The sequence below is a fragment of the Candidatus Vagococcus giribetii genome, assembly GCF_017316185.1.
Classification (GTDB): domain Bacteria; phylum Bacillota; class Bacilli; order Lactobacillales; family Vagococcaceae; genus Vagococcus; species Vagococcus giribetii.
The window spans coordinates 1-14,864 of record NZ_JAFLVX010000018.1 but is presented as its reverse complement, the minus strand read 5'-3'; the positions used below and the strand labels follow the sequence as shown (position 1 = coordinate 14,864).

The window sequence follows — 14,864 nt, the reverse complement described above, 5'->3', positions numbered from 1 at the left end:
ACAATAGAAAAAAGCCTCAAAAACAAAGAACAAGGGGTTCGTTCTCGTTTTTAAGACTCTTATCTATTCAAAACGACGGGTTAGATCATCTCTTCTGGTCTAACCCATTCGTTAAATTCTTCTTTTGTTGCATACTCTAATTTAAGTATCGCCTCTTCTAAAGAAAGGTTTTCTTTATGAGCTAATTTAGCTACAATAGCACATTTTTCATAACCAATATAAGGACTTAGAGCTGTCACTAACATTAATGAACGTTCCACTCCTCGTGTCATAGCTTCAACGTTTGCTTCAACACCTGAAAGACAATTTGTTCTAAATGACTTCATTCCTTCTGTTAATAAGGTAACACTCTCTAGAAAATTAGCTATAATGACTGGTTTGTAGACATTTAGTTCAAAGTTTCCTTGGCTACTGGCAAATTGAATCGTCGTGTCGTTTCCAAGAACTTCACAAACGACCATCGTCAAGGCCTCTGCTTGAGTTGGATTAACTTTTCCTGGCATAATTGAGCTACCTGGTTCGTTTTCAGGAATCGTGATTTCACCTAATCCTGCACGAGGACCACTTGCTAACCAACGAATGTCATTAGCAATCTTCATCAAATCACTTGCTAAGGCACGTAACGCCCCATGAGTAAAAGAGATACCTGAATAACTAGTTAAACCATAAAACTTATTTTCTTCCGTTTCAAAAGGTAAACCAGTGTGAGCAGCGATTTCTTTAGCCATTTCAACATCGAAGCCAACTGGTGCATTTAAACCTGTCCCAACAGCCGTTCCGCCAATTGTTAAATAGTTAAGAGACTCACTACTTGTTTCAATGAAGGATTTAGCTTTCATGATCATGGTTTTCCAACCACTTATCTCTTGTCCAAAGGTTAAAGGTGTGGCATCTTGTAAATGAGTACGGCCAATTTTAATAATGCCTTTATTCTTTGTTTCTAATTCTTGGAGTAAGTCAATCCATTGACTAAGCTCTTGTTGTAAAGGCTGCAATAACGTTAAGCCTGCAATGTGCATTGCTGTTGGAAATGTGTCATTAGAACTTTGCGACATGTTCACGTCATCATTGGGATGGATTAGACTACCTCTTTCTTCACATAAATGAGCAATCACTTCATTGACGTTCATATTACTTTGAGTTCCACTACCTGTTTGGAAAACTCTTAAAGGAAATTCAGAATCCCAAACACCTTTTAAAATTTCATCACAAACAGAAACAATCACTTCTGCTTTTTCTTCAGATAATTTACCTAATTGATGATTAACGATAGCTGCTGCTCGTTTAATTTCAACTAAACCATACACCACTTCGATTGGCATTAAATCTTTACCTATTTTAAAATTTTGGCGACTTCTTTCTGTTTGAGCTCCCCATTTATTCTCTAAAGGAACTTTCACTTCGCCTATTGAATCTTTTTCAATCCGATAACTCATTAATTAATTTCCTCCTTTTGCAACACCAGTTGCCTTAGCTGCCTCTGCCACAGCAAACGCTACTGCTTCTGCTACACGAGGATCAAAAGGATTTGGAATTACATACTCAGTTGTTAACTCTTCTTCTGAAATAATTGACGCAATGGCAAGAGCTGCTGCTTTTTTCATCTCTTCATTGATTTGGCTAGCTCTCACACTTAATGCCCCTTTAAAGACACCAGGAAAAGCTAGTACATTATTGATTTGATTAGGAAAATCTGAACGACCGGTCCCCATAATAAAGACACCTGCTTCAATCGCTTCCTCATACATTATCTCAGGTACAGGATTAGCCATAGCAAAAACAATCGGTTCCTGATTCATGGACTGAACCATTTCTTTAGTTAAGGCTCCTGCTACAGACACACCAATAAAGATATCAGCACCCTTAATAGCTTCTTCTAGGTTACCTTGAACACTTCTTGGGTTAGTTAGTTCTGCTAGCTCTTCTTTGTAAGTACCGGCGAGTCCCTCACGCCCTTGATAGATAGCGCCTTTACGGTCGCAAGCAATAATGTCTGTCACACCAAATTCTAAAAGCAATTTGATAATGGCAGTCCCAGCAGCTCCTGGACCATTTAATACAACTTTCATTTCCGAGAATTCTTTTTTCTTAAGCTTTAAACTATTGATGATTCCTGAAACAGTGACAATGGCTGTTCCATGTTGATCATCATGAAATACAGGGATTTCTAATTGTTCCTTTAATCGTTTCTCAATCTCAAAACAACGAGGTGCAGAAATATCCTCAAGATTAATCCCGCCAAAACTATATTGAAGAGATGAAATAATTTCCACTAGTTTGTCTGGATTGGTTTCATCTAACACTAAAGGAATCGAATCAATATTAGCAAATTCTTTAAATAAAATTGCTTTACCTTCCATAACCGGCATGGCAGCACGAGGACCAATATCCCCTAATCCTAAAACAGCAGTCCCATCAGATATAACTGCGACTAAATTACCTCTTGATGTGTATTTATAGCTATCTTCTGGGTTTTCAGCGATTTTTTTACAAGGTTCAGCCACTCCTGGTGTATAAGCAAGTGCTAACTCTTCATTATTAGTCACTTTCATTTTACTAGTTATTTCGATTTTCCCATGATGTTGTTCGTGAGCATCTAATGCTTGTTGTTTAACGTCCAAAAATGACACTCCCTATTCCAATTTATTTAACAGATACTTCGTTTTTTCCATCAATAGAAATACCTTGTTGTAAGGCGATTTCTCTAATTGTTTTACCTGTTGTTAGGCTTTCTTTAGCAATTTCTGCGGCTTTTGTGTAACCGATTGTTTCAGAAAGAACAGTTGCTAAGTAAGTACTGCGTTCTAAATTGTCGTAACATCTCTCTTCATTTGCTTCAATATCAATCACACAATGATCAATAAAGGTTGAAATACCATTGGTTAGTACTTGGAAAGATTCTAATAATTTATGAAAAACAACAGGTTCAAACGCATTTAGCTCTAATTGACCTGCTTCTGCTGCAGAACCAATCACACTGTTATTTCCCATAACCACAAAAGCACATTGGGTCAACACTTCTGGGATAACTGGATTGATTTTTCCTGGCATAATAGACGAACCATTTTGTCTAGCTGGAATAATAATTTCACCTATCCCTGAGTTTGGACCAGATGACAGTAAACGAATGTCATTGGCAATTTTTGATAAACTAATAGCAATAACTTTTAACGTATCTGATAAGGCAACATATTGCTCAATGTTTTGCGTACCATCAACTAAATCATCTGCAATGGTCATTTGTTGGTCTGTAATAGCATTTAAATAAGGTAATACTGTTTCAGATAACTCTGTGTGTGCTGTAATACCTGTACCAATAGCTGTTCCACCAAGATTAACAGCTGTAATTTCTGATTTAACATGCTCTAGTCGTTTCATGTTACGCTTCACAACTGAGTAATAGGCATGAAACTCTTGACCTAACGTCATTGGAACAGCATCACTTAATTGAGTTCGACCTAATTTTTGAATATCTCTAAACGCATCTGCTTTATCTTTTAACACATCTGATAATCGATCTAATTCTGACATTAACATTGGTACTTTTTTCAACATGGTTAATTTACCAGCTGTTGGGTATACATCATTAGTTGATTGACCTTTATTAACATCATCATTGGGATGAATAATAGAAAAATCACCTTTTACCCCGCCTAAAATTTCAATAGCGCGGTTTGTAATCACTTCGTTAACATTCATATTACTACTTGTTCCAGCACCACCTTGAATAGGATCGACAATAAATTGGTCATGCCATTTACCATTGATTATTTCGTCGCTAGCCTGAACAATTGCTCGAGCCTTCTCGTCAGATAGCAATCCTAATTGGTGATTAGCTAAAGCCATTGCTTTTTTGACTTCAGCCAAGCTAATAATAAAATCTTGATCTAATGATTGATTGGTAATTGGAAAATTGATTTTCGCACGTAGCGAATGTACCCCGTAATAACTATCTATCGGTATTTCAAGTTCTCCAACGCTGTCTTTTTCTATACGATACATCATGTGGTTTATCCCCTTTTATAGTCTTATTCTGTCATAAACTGACGTAACTCATGATGTGATAAACGTGCATTAATTCCTACGAGCATGCGCAATCTCGCTTTTGGACCTGTTAAACCTTTGACAAACATGACACCCATCTTTCTTAGTGGGATACCGCCACCTTCATAATCATAGATGTCCTCAGCAATTCCGTTAGAACATCTTGAAACTAAAGCAACTGGCACACCCGATTGAATAAGCGCCTCTAAACTTCCAATGACTTGAGGAGGTAAATTACCTGCACCAAGGGCTTCAATAATCACGCCGTCTACTTGAGATTCTTTTAACATCTCAAATAACATAGCGTCCATGCCCGCATAGGCTTTTAGTAAAATGACTTTCCCTTCCGCCGAATCAATTGTCATGGAATCATGTTCAACAACTTCTTTTAAAAAGATAACTTGTCGTTTTGATAGAATACCAATAGGACCAAACGTCGGTGTTCTAAAAGTATCAACACTTGTTGTATGAGTCTTCGTAACAAAACGTCCCGCATGAATTTCATCATTCATAACAACTAAGACACCTTGTTCTTTCGACTTATCATCAGAAGCTGTAATAATAGCTTGTACATAATTGTACAACCCATCAGAACCTAATTCGTTACTTGAGCGCATGGCTCCAGTTAACACAACAGCGATTTTTTTCTCAAAGGAAATATCTAAGAAATAAGCTGTTTCTTCTAATGTATCTGTTCCGTGTGTGATAACAACACCATCAAATTGTTCCTCTTGAGCTTTCTCAATTCGATTTTTTAACACCAACATTTCTTTCGGTGTAATATGTGGTGAAGGTAAATTAAATATTTCTTCGACGATTACGTCGACATTTTTTGGCATTAAATCCATGCTCTGACTAAGTGGATGATTCTCTGATAAACTAACTGCTCCATCTTGTTCTTGAGTCATAGAAATAGTACCACCTGTATGTAACACTAATACTTTTTTCACTTGCGCACCTCTTTATACGTCTTCACACATGTATCATAAGCTTTATTATGATACATGTCGTGTGGATTTTTATGATATTTATGGGTTGATTTTGTTTCTTTCACTAATAAAGCGTTATAATATCAAAATTGATAGGTCTTTTTTTGATATTTGCCTTTAAGTGATCCGATTTATGATCAGTAAATAACAAGCATTGATCTCTAGGTTTGTTTTTTCTTCTAAACGACCATCATCAATGTCTAGCTCTTTTACTTGAAAATCTGGCACAACAGATTGAAATAAATACTCTTGAATATCCGTATCCATTTCTGATAAACCACCAGCTTTTAGCCACTGATTGTAAATACCGCCATGATTACTATCTAATAAAAAACGTTTGACTAGATATTTACCTGCTTTTAAATCGTCAAAAGAAAAGATAGCTTCTTTCTGAGACGTTTTCCAAAGATTTTGATACGCTGTATCAGCCGGATTAATATAGTAGTAATTATAAAATAATAGGTAATAAGAATTAAAGCGTTTGGTTAAAATAAAGTTATCTTCTTCAAGAATAATTTGGTCTCCTACTCGTTCAAACAGAGTTAACACAAAGAACAAAGGCCTCCTTAAAGAACCATGAAGGAAGATAGACAAATTTGAATCTCTATTTCGATTGTCCTTTAGTGTCGTTTCACTTTCTAAATTTAACCAGAATCCCACACTTTTGACACGAGTGGATAATTGGACTAAAGACTTCATCACAATCCCTGAACGAAAAAAAGTTCCCGTTAAAACTTGTTTGTTGCTGGCAATAATATTCCACTCGGTTACCATTATGTCTGGAACCTTAGTTTTATTTTTTTCTTCAAGCCAGACTTTTAATCGATCCAGTTCTTCGATGAACTCTAAATATTCTGACTCATGACGTTTGCCTTTAATAGCGTTATCTCGGTAATTAAAAGAAATAAAATCAGGCTGATAAAAAGTATCTGCCGCCCATTCATAAATCTCTTTAAACAATCTTTTTTCTTTATAGGATACGGTGAGCCCGATAAAACCTGTCGTAAAATTGTTTCTTAAAAACTTTGCTGCATCATGATAGAACTGAATGTATTTTTCGCTATCTCCTGTATCAGGAACCTTAATCTCTAAATACCAACCAAATTTAAAACTAGCTTCAAAGTGAACGTAACCTCGAATAATCTTTCGAAGGCTCCTCAATTCTTTCTCCCAAGAAGCAAAAGTCGTTTCCTCTTTAACCTCAAGAACGATAATTGGTTTTAGCCTCATATCATGAATAAAGGTGAATAGACGATGATTATTAACAAATTTATCCATGATAATATGACCTTCATGAGACGCTTCATCGCATAACCCGAAGAAGCGAATGTACTCGAAAGAAATTTTTTCTTGAAGCAAACGGATCTGCTCCCTCACATCTTCAGAAATCCCTTTTTCTGCTGCTCCAATATTGATGATTTTTTCAGGTTTTGTTAGTTGCTGGTAGCTCTTTGTCTCAACTGATAATTGATATTGAGTTGGTAGCTCATCGGGGTCTTTTTTTATGTTTTTGTTTAACATAAATTGAGCAATTATTTGAATCATTTCATCTTCAGGCACAACACGGTAATCTTCTTTTAGTCCTTCTTTTGCTAGAACCTTATTTTCTTCAGTAACGATTTCTTTTCGATACTGATTAGGTGTCATGTCATATTTTTCTTTAAATAAACTGGAAAAGCGTTTGGCAGTGGAAAAACCATTATTAAGAGCAATCGTTAAAATCGGTAATTGTGACTGTCTTAATTCTTCGACTGCATGTTGGAGTCGAATGGAGTCCACATAATCAGAAAAATTAATCCCCGTTTCTTCTTTAAACAAACGAGATAAATAAGCTTCTGACAAAAATTCTCTTTTCGCTATTTCTTGTAAGCTAATTCGTCTGTTGTAAAACTCTTCAACGTACTGAATGACTGACATAATCTTAGGATGGTCACTAACCAAAAACGAAGGTGAATTCTCGACTTGTTTTTCAATCAAGACAATTTTATTAAGTTGATCTAAAAATGAAAATAATCGGTTCATTGTTGCAAATGGTTGGTCTTTAATCCCGTACTCTGAGTAATCTAAAACAAGACGAAAAATATTTTCTGTTAGGACGGTCTTTTCTTCTTCACTCGTATAAATCAATTTATCATCACTAAAATAAGGACGCCAATCTTCGCCAATGATTTTTTCGATTTCAGAAAAATAAAACTTCAACTGCAATAAAGAGTTTTGATGATTTTCCTGGTACACCACAAGAGACTCTCCACTATTATTAAACATAAAGGTCTGTTCTTTTAATAAAAACTCTTCGTTTTTCTTCTTGCATAAAAAGTTGCCTTTAATGGCAAAAAAAAGACTAAAAGTATTTCGATCGTTTTCATTTATATAAAGAGTGTTTACTTCAATCAATCTAACTGATAATGCATGATGATTCGCCAGAACAATCCCTCCGTTCACTTATTGATAACCTTAGTATAACGTTTTAAGATTCATTACTCCATTGCATTTAATCCTTTTTTTAGGTAGGATAACACTATTGATACAAAAAGGAGCGAAATGTCATGCCAGTTGTCTTTGATTTAGATGGTACCACTATTTTTAAAGGTCAAAAAATGACCTCAGAAATCACTCAAGCAATTGAGTTACTAAGCGAAAAACACCAAGTTATTTTTGCTTCAGCACGACCAATTCGCGATATGTTACCAGTGTTACCAGAGGTGTTCTATAACTTTGATTTAATTGGCGGTAACGGAGCCTTTACCAAACAAGGTGAAACGATACAAACTTCTAGTTTTACTGATCAGCAAATCGCTTTTATGCTAGACCTAATTGAAACCCGTCAACTTAATTACATGATGGACAGTCAGTGGGATTACTCCTTTAAAGGAGACACGACACATCCTCTTTTTTTAGGCGTTGATCCAAATAACCTAGCAAATAATATTCACCCTCGAGAACTGGAAACAATTGTCAAAGTGGTGTTATTTACAACAGACAAAACCGTTATTTCTGAATTAGAAGAACAAGCTATTTCTGTCCATTTTCATGGAAGCGAAGAATTAATCGATTTATCACCAACAGGTATTTCAAAATGGACTGCTTTTAAGCAATTAGGTATCGAAGGCAATCTAGTCATGTTTGGTAATGACACTAACGACTTACCTATGTTTGAAAATGCCAATCAAAAATTTGTTGTTGGTAACTTACTTAAAGAAGTTGATCAAGCAACATATGTTTCAGAAGAAGACGTAGCTCGCACTATTCTTGAATTAGCTAAACAAACAAAAAAAGTCCTGATATAAATCGGACTTTTTTCTTTGTTTATAACGATGTATCTGTGGGAGGATTCATGTAAAAGGTTAATTCCTCTGGCGTATACTCCCGGTCCACTCTGACTCCAGATAATCGTCTTGCAACGTCATCATATCCTAAATAATTCTGCAACTTTAACAGCAAATTCTCTATACGCAAACCCTATCGCTGTCACAATATCATGTTCTTTATCGTAGACAACTGCTTTTCTAACAATATTTTCTTTTTCAATTTATTATCTTTTAGAAATAGATGATTTTTCACTACTCAAGAACGTTCTTCTTACATTTAGCATTTGGTTAATTCTCTCTTCAGCTAAATGGTTAGCAGCTTCAACTGTTGTAATCCCTTGTTCTTTAGCTATAAGGAAAATTTGTCCCATTTGATCATAGATACCTTGAATTTTCTTAACCGCGCGTTCTTCGTTGTAGCCTCCTAATTCGTCTGCTACATTAATCACACCACCACTGTTAACAATAAAGTCTGGTGCATACAAAATGCCAGCATCTTCTAGCATTTTTCCATGTTTTTTTCCTTCTGCTAATTGATTGTTGGCAGAACCACAAATAGCTTTGACTTTTAGTCTTGGGATAGTTGTGTCATTCAAAATAGCTCCCAAAGCACATGGTGAGAAGATATCCGCTTCTACGTCATAAATCTCATCAACTGACACACTTGTGGCATTGAAATCATCAACCACTCGTTGAACGGCTTCCTTATTGATATCTGTGACAATCAGTTTTCCACCTTCTTCATGAATTAAGCGACATAATTCATAAGCTACATTTCCTACTCCTTGAACACTAATCGTTAAATCAGCCAGAGAATCTGTTCCAAAAACTTCTTTTGCCGTTCTTTTCATTGAATAGTAAATGCCTAAAGCCGTTTTTGGACTTGGGTTACCTGAAGCTCCGGCACTAGCTGTACTTCCTGTCACATAATCTGTTTCAAGGTACATAAAGTTCATGTCTTCTTCAGTTGTTCCAACGTCCTCAGCAATGATATAGCGGCCATTCAAACTCTCAACAAAACGTCCCATGGCTCTAAATAAGGCTTCACTTTTATCTTTTCTTGGATCCCCGATAATAACTGATTTCCCACCACCGATGTTTAATCCAGCTGCAGCGTTTTTATATGTCATGCCTTTTGACAATCTTAAAACATCTCGTAAAGCCTCTTCCTCATTTTCATAAGGCCACATACGACAACCACCCAATGCAGGTCCTAATGTCGTATCATGAATGGCGATAATTCCTTTTAAACCAGATGCTTTATCCTGACAAAAAACAACTTGTTCGTAATCATAGAGCTCCATTTCATTAAATAATTCCATGTGAATTCCTCCTAGTTAGAGATGCTTTAAATATAGTAAGCGCTTTCCTTCTTTATAGTATCACGTGCTATTTTTTTGAACAAACTCTCTAAGCCTCTTTCTCATAATAATTTAATAAAAAAAACACAACATTAATCTGTTGTGTTTTTCTCCATATTTTTTAGACCAATCATCAGTCCAATTAAAATAAGTATAAACAATGCCGTAAAGACATAAAAAGGAAAATATAAATCATCTGTTCCGCCAATAAAAGCGATGAGACTCATTAATAACGGAGCAACTAAGACTCCTATATTACACCCTAAGAAAATAAAAGACGTTAATACTCGTGTGCTGATTCCTTTAGCAATCACTTCAATGTGATTAAAGAGATACGGCAGTACCCATGCAACTGGAATACTTGAAATCAGTAAGCCAATTACGAGTAAACTAAACGAATATTGACCTAATGCCATTAATAAATTAGCTATGGCGTTAATAAAAACAGCTAAGTAGAGAATACGATGTTTTATTTTTGACGTGATTTGCTGGAATAAAAAACCTGAAACAATTCCTAAAACAGGCATCAATGCTAAAAAGAAACTGGTATTGTAGCTTGGTCCTTTAAGGTCAACTGCTAAACCAGGGAAACGAACAGCTATAGCAATGCTATTCATGACCATTACAGAAGCAAACAAGACGGATAAAATAGAAATCAATTGAGGTTTAAAGGCTTCCTTTTCTTGTTTTTCTTCCTTTTTAGCCTCAGGTACATATAAATAAAAAATAATAGCAATTGGAATAGCGAATAAGTAAATTAAATAAGAATAACGCCAACCAAAAAATAATAAAAAGCCTGATAAAAAAGTCAATGCCATTTGACCGATACTTTCCATTGAATTACGTAGACCTAATAGAGTCATTCGCTCTTTTCCTGTAAATAACTCATTAATATAGTTTACAGATGAGGAATTATAACAACCTAAGCCTGCTCCTAAAATCAAACGACTTAATAAAATTAACGTGTAATTACCAGGGATAATGACTGGTAAAGTCCCTCCAATCGCAACTAAACCTAAGCCTAATAAGACTAAGCGTTTCATTCCTAATTTATCAATTAAGACATTTGAAAATAAAACAAATAGAAAAACAGTTAAACTTGGGATTGTCCCAAGTAACTCGCTTTGAGTTTGAGTTAAACTAAGTTGCTCTTTAATTAAGGGAAGTGTCCCGTTAATCGCCATACCACTCGTTAAAATTAGAGATATAGATAACACAGCATAGGGTGTGACTTTATTTATTTTATAATCCATATATTGCCAACTTTCTACTACTTCAATTTGTTTTGTAACTCATAAGCTTCCATGACATGTTCTGCTAAGACATAAGTTGTAACAGTCCCAACACCTCCAGGAACTGGTGTAATGCTACCTGCTTTATTAACAACTTCATCAAAATCAACGTCACCGACAATGCGACCATCATCAGCTACATTAATTCCTACATCAATCACAGCCGCATCTTTTTTCACATGGGATGCGCTAATGAGATGTTTGACACCTGTGGCAACGATTAATACATCTGCTCTGGAAGATTCTTTTTTCAAATCTTTCGTAAATTCATTACAAATAGTGACCGTACTTCCTGCCTCTACTAAAAGTAAAGTTAATGGTCTACCAATCACCATACCAAAACCAACCATCACGACAGACTTACCTTTTAAATCTATTTGTTCAAATTCAATAATTTTCATCACCGCTTTTGCTGTACACGGAATAAAACCTTTTGGACCTTCTTGGTAAATCCTTGCCATATTTACTGCTCCAATACAATCCACATCTTTTAAAGGATCAATTGTTTGAATCACATGATCTAAAGAGAGTGTCTTTGGCACAGGTTTTAATAAGAGTATACCATGAATAGAAGGATCTCTATTTATTTCATCAAATGTTTGATTGAACACATCTTGAGAAACATTAACATCCATTACTTTTGATTCGCAATCAATTCCTAGAGGAACTAATTTTGTTAATACTGAACGCTCATATGATTTCTCACTTTCGTCTTCACCAACACGAATAATTGCTAGTTTAGGTTTAGAAAGATTCGCTTCTAAGTTCTTTTTTGGTCTATTAGATAAAAAAAACTTAGCAACTTCTTTTCCTTTGATAACATTCGCCATTTTTCATCCCCCTTAATTATCTCAACTCTATCATAGTAAACCATTGTTTGCACCCAAGCAATAGATATCCTTAGGTAACTACTATAATTCTTTAAGGAAACATTAATTTTTCTTAAAATATACATTTTATAAAAAGTATCTCTTAGAAACACTCGTCTCTTTATGAATGTTATGTTAAACTAAATCTTGACTAAAAGGAGTGTTTACAACTTTATGATAAATAAATTTAAATTACTTGATTTTAAAATTTTAATTCCCTATATTATTCTAAATATCACTGGTATTATTATGATTTTTAGTGCCAGTTCTTATAATCTTGACCAAAAAGGATTAAGTTCCATGTCCATCGCATCAAAACAACTGTTCTTTTTAATTGTTTCGGTCATCATGATCATGGTTATTTATCGGACGAATTTAAAGATCTATCAAACGTCCTTCTTTAATAAAATGCTTATTAGCGCCTCTGCGATTGTTCTTATAGCAACCTCAGTTTTAGGACTAGGGCAAACAATTGGTGGGGCTCAAAGGTGGATTGATATTGGTCCAATCAGCATTCAACCATCTGAATTTATCATGATTACTATTATTATCTACTCATCTTATATATTTTCCGTCAAACAAAATAAGATTGGCTCTCAACTAAAAGAAACTGTTGTTGGCCCCTCTATCATCGTCGGAATTTTGATACTACTTGTATTTATCCAACCAAACGTTGGTGGAGCTGCTATTTTAACTATGATTTATCTAGCTATCTTGTTCTCAAGTGGAATTCCCTATCTCTACATGGTTGTTGGTGCCGGATTTACGGCAGTATTTGCTTTTATCATGACTCAACTAGTTATGTTTAAAGATGGCTTTTTACTACCTGGTAAATTTTCTCACGTCTATGATCGTTTTTCTGTCATGAAAGATCCCTTTTCAGACCAATTGGGCAACGGCTTCCAGTTAGTTAACTCCTACTATGCTATCTATAATGGTGGCTGGTTCGGACTTGGTTTAGGACAAAGTATTCAAAAAAAAGGATTCTTACCCGTTGCTGAGACAGATTTCATCTTCTCTGTAACCATTGAAGAACTCGGCTTAATCCGTTCATTTATTATACTAGGCCTTTTACTTTTCCTAATTTTACGTATATTTGCTATTGGTATCCAAGCAACAACAAGTTTTAACTCTTTAGTTGCTATTGGTGTAGGCTCAGCTATTCTGATTCAAGTATTTGTTAACTTAGGTGGAATTTTAGGGATTATCCCAATGACTGGTGTACCTTTTCCTTTTATGAGTTATGGCGGGTCTAACCTCTTAACTCTTTCTATCTTAATTGGAATAGTGCTGAATATCAGTGCAGATGAAAAAAGAAGAAAAATATATACATTAGCCTTATCAATGGCTTAGAAATTTAAATCTCTCTTATTTTAGAGAGATTTTTTATTTTGTTCTTGCTATGGTACGGGTTTTATAGATTATCATGTGAATACATCAAGAAAACCTATTAAGGAGAGATGATTTACATGACAGACATTTATGGATTGGTAGAAGTAAGTAACGGTACAACCCTTTGTTTTTATTTTGTGACCATCGAGTTAAATGACGATACCTTGTTTTTAAAAGACCGCAGCAATGGCAAAAAGCCGCTTAATATACAAATTCCTTTAGAAAAAATCGAAGAATTTAAGACACATACTGTTTATAATACTGAAGAAATTTCCTTTATATTTAATGACAATCACTATAAATTTGTGGAGTATGGTAATCAAACAATTTCATTATTAAGCGAGTTACTAGAGAAAAAAATGTTAGTTTTTATGGGATAATGAAAAGAAAAGCTTTCTATTAAAATTAGAGAGCTTTTCTTTTATTTATTATGCTTTTTTGGAAACAAACTCTTTAAACCACAACCCACTTTTTTTCAATGAGCGTGAAAAATTATTATCTAAATCAACTCGGTAAAATCCATATCTATTTCTATAACCATTCAACCAAGACCAACAGTCTACAAAAGTCCAAGTATGTTAACCAAAGCAATTACTTCCTTCTTGAATACCTTTTTGCAATTGCTTTAAATGTTCCTCCATAAATTCAATTCGATAATCATCCTGAATCATACCCTCTGCATCCATAAATCTTTCTTCATCTGCGACACCCATGCCATTTTCTGAAACATACCACGGTATGTTCTCGTAGTCTTCCTTCATCATCATTGCAACATCATACAAAGCCTCTGGATAAATCTCCCAACCACGATAAGGATTAATTCGTTTATCAGGCCAATCATAAGATGAATAAAGATCATCAGTCGTCACTGCGAGAAAATCTTTCCCAGTAGCTTCTTTAACTCTCATTGGTTGATAATAGTTGATTCCAATATAATCTATTGTGTTTTCTTGAATAAGTACTTGATCATTCTCTTCAACAAAAGGAGTTAACTCATTTAAAGCGAGTAATTCTTTTAACTCATTCGGAATAATACCTAATACACACGGATCCAGAAAACTAAAAATGAGTTACTTTCTGTTATTAAGTTTAATCATTCCAAAGACTTACTAAATTAATTGTATCACTTTGGGGTCTAGTACTTTTATCAAATATAAAATCTACTTTCATAATTAATGGTAATGACAGTGCTGTACCTGTAACAATAGATACTCCTTGAGCCAAGGTTGGTAACATAGATTTATATGAATCCTGAAACACTTAATTTTGGTGGAATACTTACTAACATATGAACATGATTTTTACATGCGTTAGCCTCAATTATTTCAACACCTTTTCGTTCACATAATAATCTTAGAATTTCTCCAATACTTTGTTTGTATTTTCCATAAATGATTTGTCGTCTGTATTTAGGTGCGAAAACTATATGATACTTACATTTCCATGTTGTGTGTGATAAACTTTGATTGTCCTTTTTCATAAGGAACCTCCTATATGATTGATATTTTGTGGTCGGGAAACCAAATTTATCTTATCATTTTAGGAGGCTTTTTTAATACCACGCTGAAAGCTCTTTAGAACCACCCGCATAGCAGGTGGTTTTCAAAAC

11 protein-coding genes and 2 pseudogenes are annotated in these 14,864 nt (G+C 34.7%); 3 read left to right on the top strand and 10 right to left on the bottom strand.

Features of this window, described 5'->3' with window-relative positions; genetic code table 11:
• Positions 1 to 80 precede the first annotated feature (80 nt).
• From DOK76_RS06695 to DOK76_RS06675, 5 genes are all read right to left on the bottom strand, one after another.
• Positions 81 to 1,436: a class II fumarate hydratase gene (locus DOK76_RS06695; RefSeq protein ID WP_206966068.1), complete on the bottom strand. Its 1,356-nt coding sequence runs from the start codon at positions 1,434 to 1,436 to the stop codon at positions 81 to 83.
• 3 nt (positions 1,437 to 1,439) lie between these two features.
• Positions 1,440 to 2,621 (bottom strand): NAD(P)-dependent malic enzyme, encoded by a 1,182-nt coding sequence (locus DOK76_RS06690; RefSeq protein WP_206966066.1) that lies wholly within the window; start codon positions 2,619 to 2,621, stop codon positions 1,440 to 1,442.
• Between the two features lie 22 nt (positions 2,622 to 2,643).
• Entirely contained in the window at positions 2,644 to 4,005 is a 1,362-nt protein-coding gene (locus DOK76_RS06685) for an aspartate ammonia-lyase (RefSeq protein WP_206966064.1), read from the bottom strand.
• Between the two features lie 23 nt (positions 4,006 to 4,028).
• A complete protein-coding gene (locus DOK76_RS06680; protein WP_206966062.1) occupies positions 4,029 to 4,994 on the bottom strand; it encodes an asparaginase in 966 nt (321 codons plus the stop codon).
• Between the two features lie 156 nt (positions 4,995 to 5,150).
• The gene (locus DOK76_RS06675) at positions 5,151 to 7,475 is read right to left on the bottom strand and encodes a helix-turn-helix domain-containing protein (protein ID WP_206966061.1); all 2,325 of its coding nucleotides are present in this window, start codon (positions 7,473 to 7,475) and stop codon (positions 5,151 to 5,153) included.
• A 104-nt stretch (positions 7,476 to 7,579) separates the two neighbouring features.
• Here DOK76_RS06675 and DOK76_RS06670 point away from each other — a divergent pair, with 104 nt between their 5' ends.
• On the top strand, positions 7,580 to 8,320 hold the full coding sequence (locus tag DOK76_RS06670; protein ID WP_206966058.1) for an HAD-IIB family hydrolase: 741 nt from the start codon (positions 7,580 to 7,582) through the stop codon (positions 8,318 to 8,320).
• A 245-nt stretch (positions 8,321 to 8,565) separates the two neighbouring features.
• Here the strand turns inward: DOK76_RS06670 and DOK76_RS06665 are convergent, their stop codons facing one another.
• From DOK76_RS06665 to DOK76_RS06655, 3 genes are all read right to left on the bottom strand, one after another.
• Positions 8,566 to 9,663: a Glu/Leu/Phe/Val dehydrogenase dimerization domain-containing protein gene (locus DOK76_RS06665; RefSeq protein WP_206966056.1), complete on the bottom strand. Its 1,098-nt coding sequence runs from the start codon at positions 9,661 to 9,663 to the stop codon at positions 8,566 to 8,568.
• A 131-nt stretch (positions 9,664 to 9,794) separates the two neighbouring features.
• Positions 9,795 to 10,955: an MFS transporter gene (locus DOK76_RS06660; RefSeq protein ID WP_206966054.1), complete on the bottom strand. Its 1,161-nt coding sequence runs from the start codon at positions 10,953 to 10,955 to the stop codon at positions 9,795 to 9,797.
• A 17-nt stretch (positions 10,956 to 10,972) separates the two neighbouring features.
• The gene (locus DOK76_RS06655) at positions 10,973 to 11,824 is read right to left on the bottom strand and encodes a bifunctional 5,10-methylenetetrahydrofolate dehydrogenase/5,10-methenyltetrahydrofolate cyclohydrolase (RefSeq protein ID WP_206966052.1); all 852 of its coding nucleotides are present in this window, start codon (positions 11,822 to 11,824) and stop codon (positions 10,973 to 10,975) included.
• Between the two features lie 213 nt (positions 11,825 to 12,037).
• Between DOK76_RS06655 and DOK76_RS06650 the strand changes: the two genes are divergently transcribed.
• Positions 12,038 to 13,216 carry an FtsW/RodA/SpoVE family cell cycle protein gene (locus DOK76_RS06650; RefSeq protein WP_206966049.1) on the top strand — a complete coding sequence of 393 codons (1,179 nt, stop codon included), beginning with the start codon at positions 12,038 to 12,040 and terminating at the stop codon, positions 13,214 to 13,216.
• A 116-nt stretch (positions 13,217 to 13,332) separates the two neighbouring features.
• Positions 13,333 to 13,635, top strand: a complete 303-nt coding sequence (locus tag DOK76_RS06645) for a hypothetical protein (protein ID WP_206966047.1) — start codon at positions 13,333 to 13,335, stop codon at positions 13,633 to 13,635.
• A 48-nt stretch (positions 13,636 to 13,683) separates the two neighbouring features.
• On the opposite strand, the pseudogene DOK76_RS06640 reads toward DOK76_RS06645, so the two are convergent.
• A pseudogene (locus tag DOK76_RS06640) lies at positions 13,684 to 14,316 on the bottom strand (family 1 glycosylhydrolase); the annotation flags it as partial.
• Between the two features lie 182 nt (positions 14,317 to 14,498).
• A pseudogene (gene tnpA, locus DOK76_RS06635) lies at positions 14,499 to 14,735 on the bottom strand (IS200/IS605 family transposase); the annotation flags it as partial.
• Positions 14,736 to 14,864: the final 129 nt, after the last annotated feature.